This is a genomic window from Pseudalkalibacillus sp. SCS-8, from assembly GCF_040126055.1.
GTDB lineage: Bacteria > Bacillota > Bacilli > Bacillales > Fictibacillaceae > Pseudalkalibacillus > Pseudalkalibacillus nanhaiensis.
In genome coordinates this window covers 3,287,684-3,302,623 of the sequence record NZ_CP143541.1, presented here as the reverse complement: position 1 = coordinate 3,302,623, position 14,940 = coordinate 3,287,684, and the positions used below count along the sequence as shown (strand labels likewise).

14 protein-coding genes are annotated in these 14,940 nt (G+C 40.3%); all 14 read left to right on the top strand.

Annotation, left to right across the window (positions count from 1 at the left end; translation table 11 throughout):
• The first annotated feature begins 18 nt into the window (after positions 1-18).
• Entirely contained in the window at positions 19-669 is a 651-nt protein-coding gene (locus tag V1497_RS17035; RefSeq protein WP_349408711.1) for an acylneuraminate cytidylyltransferase family protein, read from the top strand.
• A 92-nt stretch (positions 670-761) separates the two neighbouring features.
• Positions 762-1,532, top strand: a complete 771-nt coding sequence (gene kdsA / locus V1497_RS17030; protein WP_349408710.1) for a 3-deoxy-8-phosphooctulonate synthase — start codon at positions 762-764, stop codon at positions 1,530-1,532.
• 14 nt (positions 1,533-1,546) lie between these two features.
• Positions 1,547-2,512: a KpsF/GutQ family sugar-phosphate isomerase gene (locus V1497_RS17025; RefSeq protein ID WP_349408709.1), complete on the top strand. Its 966-nt coding sequence runs from the start codon at positions 1,547-1,549 to the stop codon at positions 2,510-2,512.
• A complete protein-coding gene (locus V1497_RS17020; RefSeq protein WP_349408708.1) occupies positions 2,509-2,976 on the top strand; it encodes an HAD-IIIA family hydrolase in 468 nt (155 codons plus the stop codon). Before V1497_RS17025 ends, V1497_RS17020 begins: the two co-directional genes overlap by 4 nt.
• 68 nt (positions 2,977-3,044) lie before the next feature.
• Positions 3,045-4,283, top strand: a complete 1,239-nt coding sequence (locus V1497_RS17015) for an oligosaccharide flippase family protein (protein WP_349408707.1) — start codon at positions 3,045-3,047, stop codon at positions 4,281-4,283.
• Positions 4,284-4,821: 538 nt separating this feature from the next.
• Complete coding sequence (locus tag V1497_RS17010) at positions 4,822-5,907, top strand: sugar ABC transporter substrate-binding protein (RefSeq protein ID WP_349408706.1); 1,086 nt, start codon at positions 4,822-4,824, stop codon at positions 5,905-5,907.
• A gap of 75 nt (positions 5,908-5,982) precedes the next feature.
• Positions 5,983-7,497 (top strand): sugar ABC transporter ATP-binding protein, encoded by a 1,515-nt coding sequence (locus tag V1497_RS17005; RefSeq protein WP_349408705.1) that lies wholly within the window; start codon positions 5,983-5,985, stop codon positions 7,495-7,497.
• Between the two features lie 21 nt (positions 7,498-7,518).
• Positions 7,519-8,520 (top strand): ABC transporter permease, encoded by a 1,002-nt coding sequence (locus V1497_RS17000; protein WP_349410864.1) that lies wholly within the window; start codon positions 7,519-7,521, stop codon positions 8,518-8,520.
• Between the two features lie 11 nt (positions 8,521-8,531).
• On the top strand, positions 8,532-9,755 hold the full coding sequence (gene mtnK, locus V1497_RS16995) for an S-methyl-5-thioribose kinase (protein ID WP_349410863.1): 1,224 nt from the start codon (positions 8,532-8,534) through the stop codon (positions 9,753-9,755).
• A gap of 15 nt (positions 9,756-9,770) precedes the next feature.
• The gene (gene mtnA, locus V1497_RS16990) at positions 9,771-10,826 is read left to right on the top strand and encodes an S-methyl-5-thioribose-1-phosphate isomerase (protein WP_349408704.1); all 1,056 of its coding nucleotides are present in this window, start codon (positions 9,771-9,773) and stop codon (positions 10,824-10,826) included.
• Positions 10,827-10,890: 64 nt separating this feature from the next.
• Positions 10,891-11,703, top strand: coding sequence for a DeoR/GlpR family DNA-binding transcription regulator (locus V1497_RS16985; RefSeq protein WP_349408703.1), 813 nt, complete (start codon positions 10,891-10,893; stop codon positions 11,701-11,703).
• An 18-nt stretch (positions 11,704-11,721) separates the two neighbouring features.
• Positions 11,722-12,363: an L-fuculose-phosphate aldolase gene (locus tag V1497_RS16980; protein ID WP_349408702.1), complete on the top strand. Its 642-nt coding sequence runs from the start codon at positions 11,722-11,724 to the stop codon at positions 12,361-12,363.
• 352 nt (positions 12,364-12,715) lie between these two features.
• A complete protein-coding gene (locus tag V1497_RS16975) occupies positions 12,716-13,897 on the top strand; it encodes an S-layer homology domain-containing protein (protein ID WP_349408701.1) in 1,182 nt (393 codons plus the stop codon).
• Between the two features lie 288 nt (positions 13,898-14,185).
• A complete protein-coding gene (locus V1497_RS16970; protein WP_349408700.1) occupies positions 14,186-14,761 on the top strand; it encodes a hypothetical protein in 576 nt (191 codons plus the stop codon).
• Positions 14,762-14,940 lie beyond the last annotated feature (179 nt).

The window sequence follows — 14,940 nt, the reverse complement described above, 5'->3', positions numbered from 1 at the left end:
ACAAGGAATGGTGTTTAAATGAATAATAAAAGAGTGGTTGCCTTTGTACCAATTAAATTAAATAGTCAAAGGTTACCTAAAAAGAACATTTTACAATTAAATGGTAAACCACTGTGCTGGCATATCCTAAATACTCTGACAAAAGTAGAAAGCATAGATCAGGTTTATGTTTACTGTAGTGACGAATTAATAAAAAATTATATCCCTAATAAAGTTAAATTCTTAAAAAGAGACTCACGTTTAGATGGAGACTTAATAAAGGGATATGATATATATGAATCGTTTATAAATGAAGTAGAATCAGATATATATGTGCTTGCCCACACCACATCTCCCTTTATAAAAAGTACTACTATTAACTCTGCATTAAAAAAAGTTTTGCAAGGAGAAAATGATTCTGCTTTTTCAGCTTTAAAAACTCAAACTTTTGCATGGTATAGAAACAAACCTATTAACTATGATCTAAATGATGTACCAAGAACCCAGGATTTGGAACCTGTATTTATAGAAACTAGTGCCTTCTTTATTTTTGAAAAGGACATTTTTACAACTCACCGTCGAAGAATAGGTTTTTCTCCTTATATTCAAGAGGTTAATAATATAGAAGCTGTAGATATTGATACAAAAGAAGATTATGAATTAGCTTTGAAATTGGCTCAAAGTAACTAAATTTATTCAATATTAGAATTGTATTATTAATTATTTTAGTATATTCGTTATTAAAAAGAAATGTATATAATTTTACATGTGAGGAGTTTGTTATGTTTAAATTAATTGCTGGACCTTGTGTAATCGAAAACGAAGAAATGGTGTTAAATATTGCAAAAGAGATTAAGGATATTACTAATGAATTAGGAATTGAGTATTACTTTAAAGCATCATTCGATAAAGCAAATAGAACATCTATAGAATCATTTAGAGGACCTGGTTTGGATGAAGGGTTAAGAATTTTAAAGAAAGTTAAAGAAAAATACAATTTAAAAATTGTTACAGATATTCACGAACCATATCAGGCTAATATAGTATCAGAAGTAGTAGACATAATTCAAATTCCAGCATTTTTATGTCGCCAAACAGATTTGTTAATAGCAGCAGCGAAAACTGGAAAATTAATAAATGTAAAAAAAGCGCAATTTTTAGCACCATGGGACATGAGAAATGTAGTAAATAAATTAGAGGAAAGTGGTACTCAAAAAATAATGCTTTGTGAGAGAGGTACTACTTTTGGTTATAATACATTAGTTGTTGACATGACTAGTATTTTGGAAATGCAAAAACTAGGTTATCCTGTCATATTTGATGCAACACATAGTGTTCAAAAGCCAGGAGGTAAGGGAGATGCTACCGGAGGTAATAGAGAGTATGTAGAGTATCTTGCTAAAGCTGCATTAGCTGTCGGTGCTGAAGGACTTTTTATGGAAGTACATCCTGACCCCGATAATGCCAAATCAGATGGCCCCAATATGGTCTCTCTTAACCAACTAAAAAGTCTATTAATCAAATTAACAAGGGTTTATAAAGCTGTACAATGAAAGGAGAAAGCTATATGAATTATGTAGATGAGGCAAAGAAAGTGTTTGATACAGAAATTGAAGCATTAAATATTATTAGAAACAGTTTAGATGATAGCTTTACACATATTTTACATACTATATCAGAGTGTAAAGGAAAAGTGATTATTACTGGTATGGGCAAACCAGGACATGTTGGACGTAAAATATCTGCGACATTGGCAAGTTTAGGTACACCTTCTTTTTTCTTACATCCCGCAGAAGCTCTTCATGGAGATCTAGGTATGATAAGTGAAGACGATGTGGTAATTGCCATAAGTTATAGCGGAGAAAGTGAAGAAATAATAAGAATGCTTTCGAATATTAAGGCAATAGGAGCTACTTTAATTGGAATATCAGGAAATAAAGATTCTACTTTAATTAAGTATTGTGATTGTTATCAAGTGTTTCCTAACTTTCAAGAAGCTTGTTATCTTGGTCTAGCGCCAACATCAAGTACAACAGCCGCTATCGTATATGGAGACGCACTTGCAGTTGTTGCCTCAAAAATATACGGATTTAATGAAGATAATTATGGACTATATCATCCTGCTGGCTCATTAGGAAAAAAATTGTTCTATAAGGTTAAAGATATAATGGCGACTGATGAAAATAATGCAACAATAAAATCAGGTGAAAAATTACGAAGTGCGATAATTGAAATGGGTAAAAAGGGTCTGGGAGTAGTAACAATTGTAGACAGAGAAAACACTATATTAGGGGTTATCACAGATGGGGATTTGAGGCGACAACTCGAGAATGGTGTAAATGTTTATGGCTTAGATGTTGATGAAATAATGACCCAAACACCAACAATATTTGATGAAGAAATTATGGCAGTTGAAGCTCTACAAATATTAAAGCAAAAAAATATTTCCAGTGCCCCTGTTGTGGATTCAAAAAATAAGGTTGTAGGTACGATTAGACTCCAGGATATATTGAACATAGGAATAGTTCTATGATTAAAATACTAGTAATGGACGTAGATGGAACTTTGACTGATGGTAAAATTTATTGTGGTCCCCATGGTGAAATTATGAAAGCCTTTAATGTGAAAGATGGTATGGGAATAATCAAGGTTCATTCTAAGAATGTTATCCCAGTAATAATTACAGGACGGGAATCTGAAATACTACCTTATAGAGCACAAGAGCTGAATATTACTGAAACTTACCAAGGAATAAATAATAAAGCGGAAAAATTAAAAGAATTATCTACACATTACAATTGTGATTTAAGCCAAATTGCATATATTGGGGATGACGAAAACGATTTGGATTGTATGAAAATGTGTGGTGTGATAGGTTGTCCCGCAGATGCTGTAGATGAAGTGATAAAAATTTCAGATTTTGTTAGTAATAAAAATGGAGGCGAAGGTGCGGTACGAGAGTTTATTGATTACTTAATTAATAATAACAAGTTTTAATTTAAATTAATTCAACCAAAATTAAATGCCTGAAATCTAAAATATTTATAAAGAAAGGCATTGTTTTCATGTTATCAAGATTGGTTAAAAATACGTTTTTTAAAAATTCGATATTATATACACTTGGTTCAATGATAACTCCATTGATTGGTTTTATAATGTTACCTGTATATACTTACTACTTGTCCCCGGCAGAGTACGGTATTATGACTACTGTTCAAACATTAATAGGTTTATTTGAACTCATACTTTTATTATCCTTACATGTTGCAGTTACACGTTATTATTATGACTTTTTAGAGGAGCCGCAAAAGCAAAAAGAATATTTAGGCACAATTTTTATATTTGTTTTAGGTTTTTCTTCTATTTTATCTTTGCTTTTCTTATTTTTTAGTAAAAGCATTGGTGGAATATTGTTTAACAATATTCCAATATACCCCTTCTTTTTTTACTTGGTAGGATTAGCTTGGCTTTCAGCTTTGTTTGCACTTCCTTTAACTTTTATAAGAGCACAAGAAAAAGCTGGATTATTTGTGTTGATAAATATAATAAAATCAATATTAGTTGTTTTGTTGACCTTTTTCTTTCTTGTAAAGTTAGATCTTGGAGCTGAATCGGCCTTACTTTCACAATTAATTATTACATTTTTTATGGTTTTAATTGTTTTTTACAGTCAGATAAAACACATTAAATTAACCTTTAATCTTGTTTTTTTAAAGTCTAGCTTATTTTTTAGCTTACCCCTTCTTCCACATGCTGCCAGTGGTTGGATAATTAATGCATCTGATCGAATTATTCTAGAGAAATATGTAATCCATGCTCAGCTTGGAATATATGCTTTAGCAGCTCAAATCTCAATGGTTCTAGGAATGTTCTACATAAGTGTTAATAGTGCATTAATTCCTCGGTATATGCGGCTAAGAAAAGAAGGAAATGAGAAATCAGCCAAGAATATGCTTAAAGCTTTTGCGTATGTAGTCATAATTTTTGGGGTTTTAGCGATTCCTATAGCAATCTATGCAACAAAAAAATTAACATCTCCAGAATTTCATGAAGCGGTAGAAATTATTCCGATTCTATTATTAAGCCAGATTGTTAATGGGTTTTATTATATTGCAGTGGCTAAATTATTCTACCATAAAAAAACCAAGTCAATTGCTACAAGTAGTACCATATCGGCCCTTGTTAATTTAATTATTAATATTTTGTTTATTCCTAAAATAGGTATTTGGGGTGCTGTATACTCTACAATTATTGCGGAAATTGTAAGGTTTATCAGTATATATATTTCTGGAAAGAAAGTATAATTACTATAAGCTATAAAACCCAAACCCTAACTTACTTACTATTTATCAACCTTTGTATGGGAATAATATCATAGTAATATCGGGGTTAAGGGCGTAATTGAAAGGGGAGACTTCTATGGAAAGGGTGAGAAGTGGTTGACGGTCTGGTACTTATAGTTAGGACATTATCATCTTAGATGCTCTTCCATATTTAGAAACAACTTATCATTACGGGATTATGCACGTTTGTGCCTAGCCGGAGACAAGACTTACGCAAATTTATGTATAAAACTTATATCCCCTTAACAACTAAATATTCAAAGAGTTAATAAGTGTCAGACACCATTACGGAGGCTTGTAATCAAGTGCTTCCTTAATAATGTCTGACACTTTTTTACTTTGAAAATATTGACATACCACAAAAAGGTGTTATATTTATGTTAATTAATGTTCATTTCAAACATAAAAAAACATAAGTTCACATATATTTCTTAGGGCATCTGGGAAGCGCTTACATAGGTTTGGGATGGACAGAATCTTTTATCCAAGGGGGATATGTATGAAGAGGATTTTCCTGTTGGTTCTTTCTTTAGTGGCGGTGATTGGGTTATGGGGATGTTCGCAAGGTGCTTCCAAGCCAGCTGAAAAGATTGAAGGTGTTCCGGATGCTGTACAAGAGGATATTAAAATTGCGGTTATCCGTAACCTGCCATCTGATGATCATACGAAGCAATTTTTAGATGGGGCGCGTAGTGAAGGTGAAGCTTTCGGCTTTAAGGTTGATACGTTCATTTCCGATAACGATGATGCAAGGTTCCAGGAGCTTGTTGCGCAAGCGATCCAAAAGGATTATGACGGGCTGATCATTTCGCACGGTAAGAAGGATTACTCGTATGACATGCTGAAACCGGCAATCGACAAAGGAATGAAGATCGTCACGTTCGATACGGTTGCCGAGAAAGACGGGAAGACGTTAGAAGGAATCACGTCAACTGCACAGGATGATCACAAGCTTGCAGAACTCTCACTTGGTGAAATTGTAAAGGTTACCGATAACAAGCCAGTGAAGGTGATCAAATTGTGGTTCGGACCTGGAATTCCACCGCTTGATCGAAGACAAGAGATTTACAAGAAATATGAGGATGAAGGAAAGATTGAAACTCTTGAAACGATTGGACCGACGAACTTCCAAAACGTTCAGGGGGATATCGCCGCAAAAGTGAGCTCGATCCTCGCAAAGTATCCGAAAGGTGAAGTGGATGCGATTTGGGGTTCATGGGATGAAATGGCGAAGGGCGCTTATAAAGCACAAAAGGATAACAACCGTATGGACGTGAAACTCATTTCCATCGACATTTCCAACCAAGACATCAATTTCATGCGTGAAGACGGAAGCAGCTGGGAAGCGACGGCAGCAGTCGATCCTAGATTGATAGGAATCATGAATATGAGATTACTAGCGAAAAAGATCGCTGGTGAAGAGACGCCGGACACGTACAATCTTGAAGCTCACCTTGTAAAGCAGGAAGACTTGAAAGCGGACACGAACATGTTCAATCTCGATCAAGTCATTGAAGGCTGGGGCAAATCCGACGACTTTAACGAAGACTGGATGAAGAAGTTGAGAGAACAGTACGGAAAGTAAAGTCTTGATCGTAACAAACAGGGAAGGTAGACACACGCACCTTCCCTTCACTATGTAAGCTACAAATCGAGGTGGATGCTTGTGAGTACATTACTCGAAATGAAGGACATATCCATTGAATTTCCGGGCGTAAAAGCGCTTTCGAATGTTGATTTTACGATGGAAACAGGCACGATTCATGCGTTGATTGGTGCAAACGGAGCAGGGAAATCGACGCTCATGAAGGTGCTTGCCGGTGCGCATGACCATTATACAGGGTCCATCCACATGAATGGGGAAAAGGTTGAGATCCGGACCCCGAAGGATGCAAAGGAACTCGGAATCGACATCGTGTATCAAGAAGTCGATATGGCGCTCATCCCATATTTGGATGTTGGGGAAAACATCATGCTCGATATTCTCGTGAACAAGATGGGGCGGAAGCAACGTGTCGATTGGAAGGTCGTCCATCGCCGGGCCGAAGAGGTCCTTAACAGGATGAATGTTCATCTTAATACGAAAACAAAGGTGATGGATTTGACCCTTGCGGAGAAGCAGTTGGTCTTGCTTGCTCGTGCGATTGTGGAAGATCGGAAGTTCCTTATCCTGGACGAGCCGACGGCACCACTCAGTCAGCGTGAAACCGACGAATTGTTCAGGATTGTACGTGATCTTGCAGATAATCACCATGTCGGAATCATCTTCATCTCTCACCGACTACCGGAGCTCTTTGAAATCTGTGAAGAGATCACGATTATGAAGGACGGAAAAATTGTGAAGCATGGCGCGATCAAGGACATGACACAACGAGAAGTCGTCGAGGCGATGCTCGGTAAATCGTTTAATGAAGAAAAGTTCAAACATAACGTTGCGCTCGGTGACGTCATGTTCCATGTGGAGAATGTGACCGAAAAGGATCAGAAGGTGAAAAATATCAGTCTCGAAGTCCGATCCGGTGAAATCGTCGGGATTGCGGGGCTCGTTGGAGCAGGCAAGACGGAGCTTTGTAAAACGCTCTTTGGTGCTTTCGAAATCGAACGTGGCTCCATCCATTTAAAAGGAAACGAAATTAAAGCGAAGACGCCATATCATGCAGTACAGCAAGGATTGGCCCTTGTTCCTGAGGAGCGGAGAAAGGAAGGCGTGCTTGTCGAGGAGCCGATCTATGCTAACCTGACTGCCGCCAATCTGAAGAAGTTCACACGTGGATCACTTTTTTTGAATCCGAAAAAAGAGCGTGAAGTCGCAAGGAAAATGATCCAGGATATCGGGGTGAAAACACCACATGAGAATCAGAAGGTCGCCTTGCTTTCAGGCGGGAACCAGCAGAAGGTCGCCGTTGGGAAATGGTTGATGACGGATGCAGAGCTTCTCATGTTCGATGAGCCGACGAAGGGAGTTGATGTGGGGGCGAAAGGGGACATTTTCGAACTCATCAGCTCGCTTGCGATGGAGGGGAAAGGAATCCTTTATGCCTCAAGTGAACTGCAGGAGATCATGGCGCTGACTGACCGTGTTTACGTTATGTACGACGGTGAGATCGTGAAAGAACTCGTCACCTCAGAAACGACAGAAGAAGAAATTCTTTATTTTTCTACAGGAGGAAAATAGATTATGACGACGAAGCCTGAGATGAACAAAATCAAAAATGAAGGGGCGGGCAGGAGTCTATCGGGCACCCTCCAATTCGTGAACAACTGGGGGACGATCCTTGCGATTGCGCTCTTGATCATCGTATTTGCGATTATGATGCCGCAAACCTTCCTAACAGGTTCGAACATCGTGAACATTTTACGAAGCATCTCAATCGTTACCGTTATCGCGATCGGGCTGACGGTTTCGTTATCGGTGAATGGGTTCGACCTCTCCGTAGGATCTTCGGCAACGTTATCGAGCTCGCTCGTTGTATCCCTGTTCGTCTGGTACAGCATGCCGACGGTTCCTTCGATTTTGATTGCGATTGCGATTACGCTCGTAGTTGCTGCGGTTAACGCATTTTTAATCGTAAAAGTGAAGATTCCGGATCTTTTCGCGACACTTGCAACGATGTTCATTTTCGAAGGGGTGGCGATGACGTATACAGGCGGTGGATCGGTCAGTGAAGGGATGCCACGGCTGGATGGGACACCGACGAATGGCCAAATCCCTCCTCTTTTTGACAAGCTGGGCGAAACACCGTGGATCATTCTGATCATGATTTTAGCGGTCCTGTTTGTACATATTTTCTTAAAGCATACGAAGCATGGCCGGTACATGTATGTAATTGGAGGAAACCGGGAAGCCGCGCATTTATCGGGGATACCAGTGAATCGTTACCGGACGATGGCTTATGTGATTTCAACGATTTTTGCCGCAATCGGCGGGATTCTTCTTGCTTCTAAAATCGGATCGGCGCAAATCAATGCTGGTGCCGGCTTCCTCATGCCGGCTGTTGCCGCTGCGTTCATCGGTTCATCCTTCGCTGGATTAGGGAAGCCGAATGCGATCGGTACGTTTTTCGGTGCGGTGCTGGTCGGTGTTATGGAGAACGGACTCGTGATGATGTCTGTCCCGTATTACTCGCTCAATATTGTGAAAGGTCTTGTCCTGGCATTAGCACTCGCTTCAACCTACTATAATCGGAAGGGGTTATGATCATGGAAAAGATGAAAGCTTCTGTTACGCGTTTTGACGACTATTTTCTGCTTCAACCGGATGATGTGATCGACTATGTGAAGGTGAAAACGGACCTTTTTGAACAGGATGAACAGCTGACTTGTGATGAAATTGGGGATGGGAATCTGAACTATGTGTTTCATGTAAAATCGGTCGAGCATCCACGGTCGGTCATCGTTAAGCAGGCCGGACATACAGCACGAATCTCAGATGAGTTTAAATTATCGACCGAGCGGATCAAGATTGAGTCGGAGGCATTGGGGATGGGGGGGAAGTACGCTCCTGGACTCGTGCCGAAAATGTTTTTGTATGATGATAAAATGAATTGTTGTATCATGGAGGATTTATCGGATCATACCATCCTTCGGGAAGCGTTGTTGAAGCATGAAACGTTCCCGCGTTTTGCGGACGATATTACAACATATATGGTTAATACGCTGCTTCAGACTTCTGATGTGGTGATGAACCATAAGGAAAAGAAAGAGCTCGTGAAGCGCTACATTAATCCCGAGCTGTGTGAGATTTCAGAGGATCTCGTTTTTACGGAACCGTTCAATGATTACAACCGTCGAAATGAATTGTTCAAACCGAATGAAGCGTGGATTAAAGAAGAAATTTACAACGACCCTACGTTACATTTGGAAGTGGCGAAGCTGAAGTTTGCGTTCATGACGAATGCACAGGCGTTGATTCATGGTGATCTTCATACTGGATCGGTGTTTGTGACGAAGGAATCGACGAAAGTGATCGATCCGGAGTTCGCCTTTTACGGACCGATGGGTTACGATGTCGGTAACGTGATCGCCAATCTCATTTTTGCATGGGCGAACGGGAAAACGGCTGGCGAGGACGATTTTGTCGAGTGGGTGGAACAGACAATTGTTGAGGTAATCGAGCTTTTCAAGGAAAAGTTCCTTGCGAATTGGAAGCAACACGCGACCGACCCATTGGCTGAAACAGAAGGGTTCAAGGAATGGTACTTGCGTGACGTGCTAGCCGATACAGCAGGGATCACCGGGATGGAACTCGCCCGTCGAATCGTTGGATTGGCAAAAGTGAAGGACATCACGAGCATTACCGATGAAGAGAAGCGGGTATGGGCGGAGCGAACGTGTCTTCTTGCGGCAAAATCGTTCATTATGAAACGCACAGAACTGGGGAAGGGCGAGGATTTCCTTGCAATTTTACAAAAAGCTGCTGGTAGTGAACAGTAAAAGGAGGCGGCATTCGTGTCAGAACTAATCTCAATTGAATGGAAAGAGGATCGACTCGTCCTGTTGGATCAAACCCTCTTACCGAACGAAATCGTTTATGAAGAATATAGAGACGTCGAAAGTGTGTGGGATGCGATAAAAGTAATGAAGGTTCGCGGCGCACCTGCGATTGGTGTTGCCGCAGCCTATGGGCTTTACTTAGCGATGCGTAATCATCGTGAACTTTCTCCTGATGATTTTAGAATGAAACTGCAGGATGCATCCGATTATCTCGCTTCCTCACGTCCAACGGCCGTCAATTTGTTCTGGGCACTCAAGCGGATGGTCCAGGTCGTTGAACAGAACGCTGACAAGTCCGTTGGAGAATGGCTGAACCTTCTACTAGAGGAAGCGAAAGAGATTCATAGAGAAGATGCGGACATCAACAAGTCCATCGGCGAGCATTTGTTGACGCTTTTAAAGGATGAAATGGGGATCCTTACCCATTGTAATGCCGGGGCGCTTGCGACGAGCAAGTATGGAACGGCAACGGCACCGATGTATCTTGCTAAGGAAAAGGGCTGGAACTTGAAGGTTTTTGCCGATGAGACGAGACCGCGATTACAAGGTGCAACGTTGACGACCCTGGAATTACAACAAGCAGGCATTGATGTGACGCTCATTACCGATAATATGGCCGCAATGGTCATGTCGCAGGGGAAAATCGATGCTGTGATTGTCGGATGTGACCGGGTGGCAGCGAACGGGGATGTGGCGAACAAAATCGGAACGCAAGGGGTCTCGATCCTGGCCCGCTATTACAACATTCCGTTCTATGTTGCAGCACCAACACCGACGATTGATATGGGAACACCGACCGGAGCAGAAATCCCGATCGAGGAACGAGATGGTTCGGAAGTGACGGAGCAATTCGGCAAGCGGACCGCACCAGAAAATGTGAAGGTGTACAATCCGGCCTTCGACGTTACACCGTACGAAAACATTACGGCGATCGTGACGGAAAAGGGAATCGTCTATCCGCCGTATGTCGAAAATTTGCCGAAGTTATTTAAAAAGACCGTAGAGAACTAGAGGAAGAGACAGAGAACCGATATAATGATGAAAGAATAATTTTTAGATAAAGGGCGAGATTTGTATGGCTAACCTGCCAAGTGCGCGAAGACAAAAAATCCTGACGATATTGGAAAGTAAAGATTACGCAGAGGTTTCCTACTTGAGCGATCTGTTTTCCGTATCGGAAATGACAATCAGAAGAGATATAGAGAAGCTCGAAAAAGAAGGGTATGTGTTTCGCGTTTATGGCGGTGTCAAGTTGAAGGAAAAACAAGTTGTCGAGGGTTCAGTGGATGAACGGCTCAGTACCCATAACAGAGAAAAACGGGTAATGGCAGAAGAAGCGGTCAAAATGATTCAACCGGGGGATGTGATCGCATTCGACGCCAGTACGTCAGCACTCGAACTGAGTAAGCTGATCAAAAACATCGACAATCTAACGGTCGTAACGAACAACATCAACATTGCCGTCGAGCTGGCGAATTGTAAAAACGTTGCGGTCATCCTTTTAGGCGGCTTTTTACGGGGGAAATCGTTATCACTCATCGGTGCGTCGTTACAAAAGTACTTGGAGGATATTTATATCGATAAGGCGTTTCTCTCGAGTAAAGCGTTGGATGGCGTGGAAGGATTGACCGATTCGACGATCGATGAAGGGGAGGCGAAGCAAGCGATCATTTCAAGGAGTAAGGAAGTGATTGTACTTGCGGACCGGTCCAAATTGGGTCGGCACGCGTTTTTCCGTGTATGCTCACCAGAAAAATTAGACTATGTAATCACAGATTGCCTGGAGCCGTATACGTCTGAGCAAGAAGAATGTTTAACGAGGTTAAGAGAAAACGGAGTTCATATTATCGAAGCAAAGTCTGGACAGCTTTCCGACTCCTTATCGTAACCAAGAGGAGGCATCAATTTGTTACTGAACGAGCTTAGAGAAGAAGTAGTATTTTATTGCAGAAAACTAATCGATAGCGGGTTGACCAAGGGGACCGGCGGGAATATCAGTGTGTTCGATCGAGAGAAGGGGCTTGCGGCGATCAGTCCGAGCGGGATTGACTATCATGAGATGAAACCGGAAGATGTGGTCGTCGTTGATTTAGATGGGAAGATTGTAGAAGGAGAGCGGAAGCCTTCGAGTGAGCTGGACATGCATCTCATCTATTACCGTAACCGCGAGGATCTGAATGCGATCGTCCACACGCATTCTGTGTTCGCAAAAACGTTATCGTCGTTGCGCTGGGAGCTACCAGCAGTTTCCTACCTGGTCGCCTATGCCGGTAAAAATGTGAGATGCGCAGAGTACGCCTCCTTTGGGACAAAAGAGCTGGCGAATAATGCATTCGAGGCAATGGAAGGAAGAAACGCTGTCCTACTTGCGAACCACGGATTAATTGCAGGTGGAGCGGATTTGAAGAACGCCTTTAACATTGCAGAAGAAATCGAATTCTGTGCGGAAGTCTATTACCGTGCCAAAAGCCTAGGCCAACCCGTCATCCTCTCCGACGACGAAATGAACCACATGGCTGAAAAATTCAAAACCTACGGGCAGAAATAAAAGAAGAGGCTGAAGTGTCAGACACCAAATCAGATCCCTTGCTGCGCAAGGACTCTAAAATGGTGTCTGACACTTAGAGAGGAGCTTTCATTTGGAAGCTCTATTTTTATTGCTTATTTGTCGAATTTTGATGATTTACGCAACTTTTAGTATATAATGGAAAATGAGGGGTTCATTGCATTGCTAAATTTTTGTTAAAAATTTTATGAGCATTATTCTAGGTTGTTCGATACTACTATAATCCCATATGTACATATTAAACTTATCATTAACTCAGAGTTGTTACACATATCAACTAATAATCACCATTCAACTAGTATAATAATTTACGAGAATAATCAGGAGGTATGTTTTGAAGAAGTTTCTATCATTTTTCATCGTTTTTGCATTCGTTCTATCTTTAATAAACCACAGTCAAGTTAGTGCTCATTCACATTTTACTGACTTAGATAAGGTTCCTTGGGCGCAGGAGCATATCTACTATCTGAGCGACCTAGGCATTATCAATGGTTATGGAAACGGTAAATTTGGACCGAATGACAAGATAACACGTGCTCAAGCTGCACTGATGCTTGTTAAAGCATTGTATCCTGGAGAGAAAGCTTCGAAGGATCCAGGATTTAAAGACCTCTCGAAAGATAATTTCTACTATAATGCAATCGCGGTTGCGGCAGATAAAGGACTAATTACAGGATATCCGGATAATACGTTCCGACATGCTGCGAATATCACGAGAGCTGAAACGGCAGTCTTAATTGATAGAGCCTACAACATAGCACGAAATGGAACCGCAACTGGGTTAACGGACCTAGATAGTGTTCCTTGGGCGACGGAAAGTATATTAGACCTATCATCTGCCAATATCATTACTGGATATACAGATGGTACTTTCAAGCCTAAGAACAACATTACTAGAGCAGAGTTCTCAGTCGTTCTTTCACGTACCATTAGACCGAGTGGTAAGACTATAAAGATTGACGAACTATTCCAATGGCGTTCCGCAAAAGGTTTAACTGATGCGGAACGGTTAAAAGCTCATAATGATACGATGACAATTTATGAAGATGTGTATTATGTTGAGCAATTGAATAGAGAGTTTGGGAAGTACATTCAAGGAGCATTTACGTGGGATTATCGTAATAAGAATAATAGACATAACTTCCTTGCTTTTAAAAGACAAAGTTATTGGTATGATAATACGGTCCTAAGCACGCCTGATCTTTATGACAAAATGCACGAGAAAGTTAAGGATAATCAGTTGATTATAACCCCTTCGTTTAACTACAGTAAACAAGATATCTTCATCCATCCAACGCGCGGAGGATATGTAGTCAGTCAGGTGTTAAGTTTAAAGTATACAAGCGCTAACGGTTCACGTATTGAAGGGTGGGAACCAAACAAATGGTACAGTGTTCGTTATGAAGTGGAGTTTAATTTCCCTGGAGGAGGTCAACCGAATTGGCCATTATGGAACTACGGGGATTATGGTTGGATAGCAGCAGGGCTGGAGTATAAAATTGGGGATTTCCAATAATTTTAAAGCAGCTCATTGAATGGTAGGGAAAGAAAACGGTACTCATTCAAGTAGAACTATGAGGGCATTTAACGAATTTGAATGTGAATACGAAAGAGTGGGAGGTGTTGTGAGCCTCCCACTCTTTCATTTCGCTAAATAGCCCAATAATGGTTATGCAAGGGCCTACGCCTTTATACTGTATTTGTTTCCCATTCATGACAATTATTAGGATGTGCGGAGGGTATTGAAAACGAGTAACGAAAAATACATAAAGGGATTGAAACATTTATATTAAGGAGGATTGATATGAAACAATTTTTGAGTTTACTAGTTTTATTAACTCTAATTGGATGTAACTCCTCATTAGAGAATAAGGATATAGAAGAAGTTAATAGTTCTGCAGAATTGATAAAGGATTATGCAACGCTAAAAGAGCTAATGAAAGATGCTGTTTTGATTTCGAATGTAAAGGTTCTTAGTCAAGAAACAATCGTTCATGAAGGTGTGCCGTTTACGATCTCTGAAGTTGAAATCATAAAGAACTATAAAGGTAAGGAGAAAAAAGGAAAAATCATTAAAGTGATTGAAACAGGAGGTATTTATACTCCAAAGGGTAAAAGTGAGGAAGACCTTGATAAAGTCGAATACCAAATTAATGGTGTAAGTACGATGGAAAACGGAGAGGAATACTATCTCTTTTTAGAAGAATTTGTAGGGCCACAAGTAGATGGTGCATATATACCACTTGGCGCATATCAAGGGAAATTTAAAGTAAATAAAAATAAAATCACTCAAGAAACAGATTATGAAAACAAGATTAAAGACTTTACAGAAATTGATGTAGAAGAATTTAAGAATAAATTAAAAGATGTAAACAACTAAATAGAATTGCTCCATTAAACACAAGCCTCTATTTCGGGCTTGTGTTTTTTACTAATCATGCAATCGGATAGGTGACTTCCATCCTAGTCTTTAGGTTGGAAGGATTTAAAATTCATATATCGAAGTTTGTTGAATGGATGATGAAGAAGTCTGTCTTGAGATTTCAGAATATACCGACA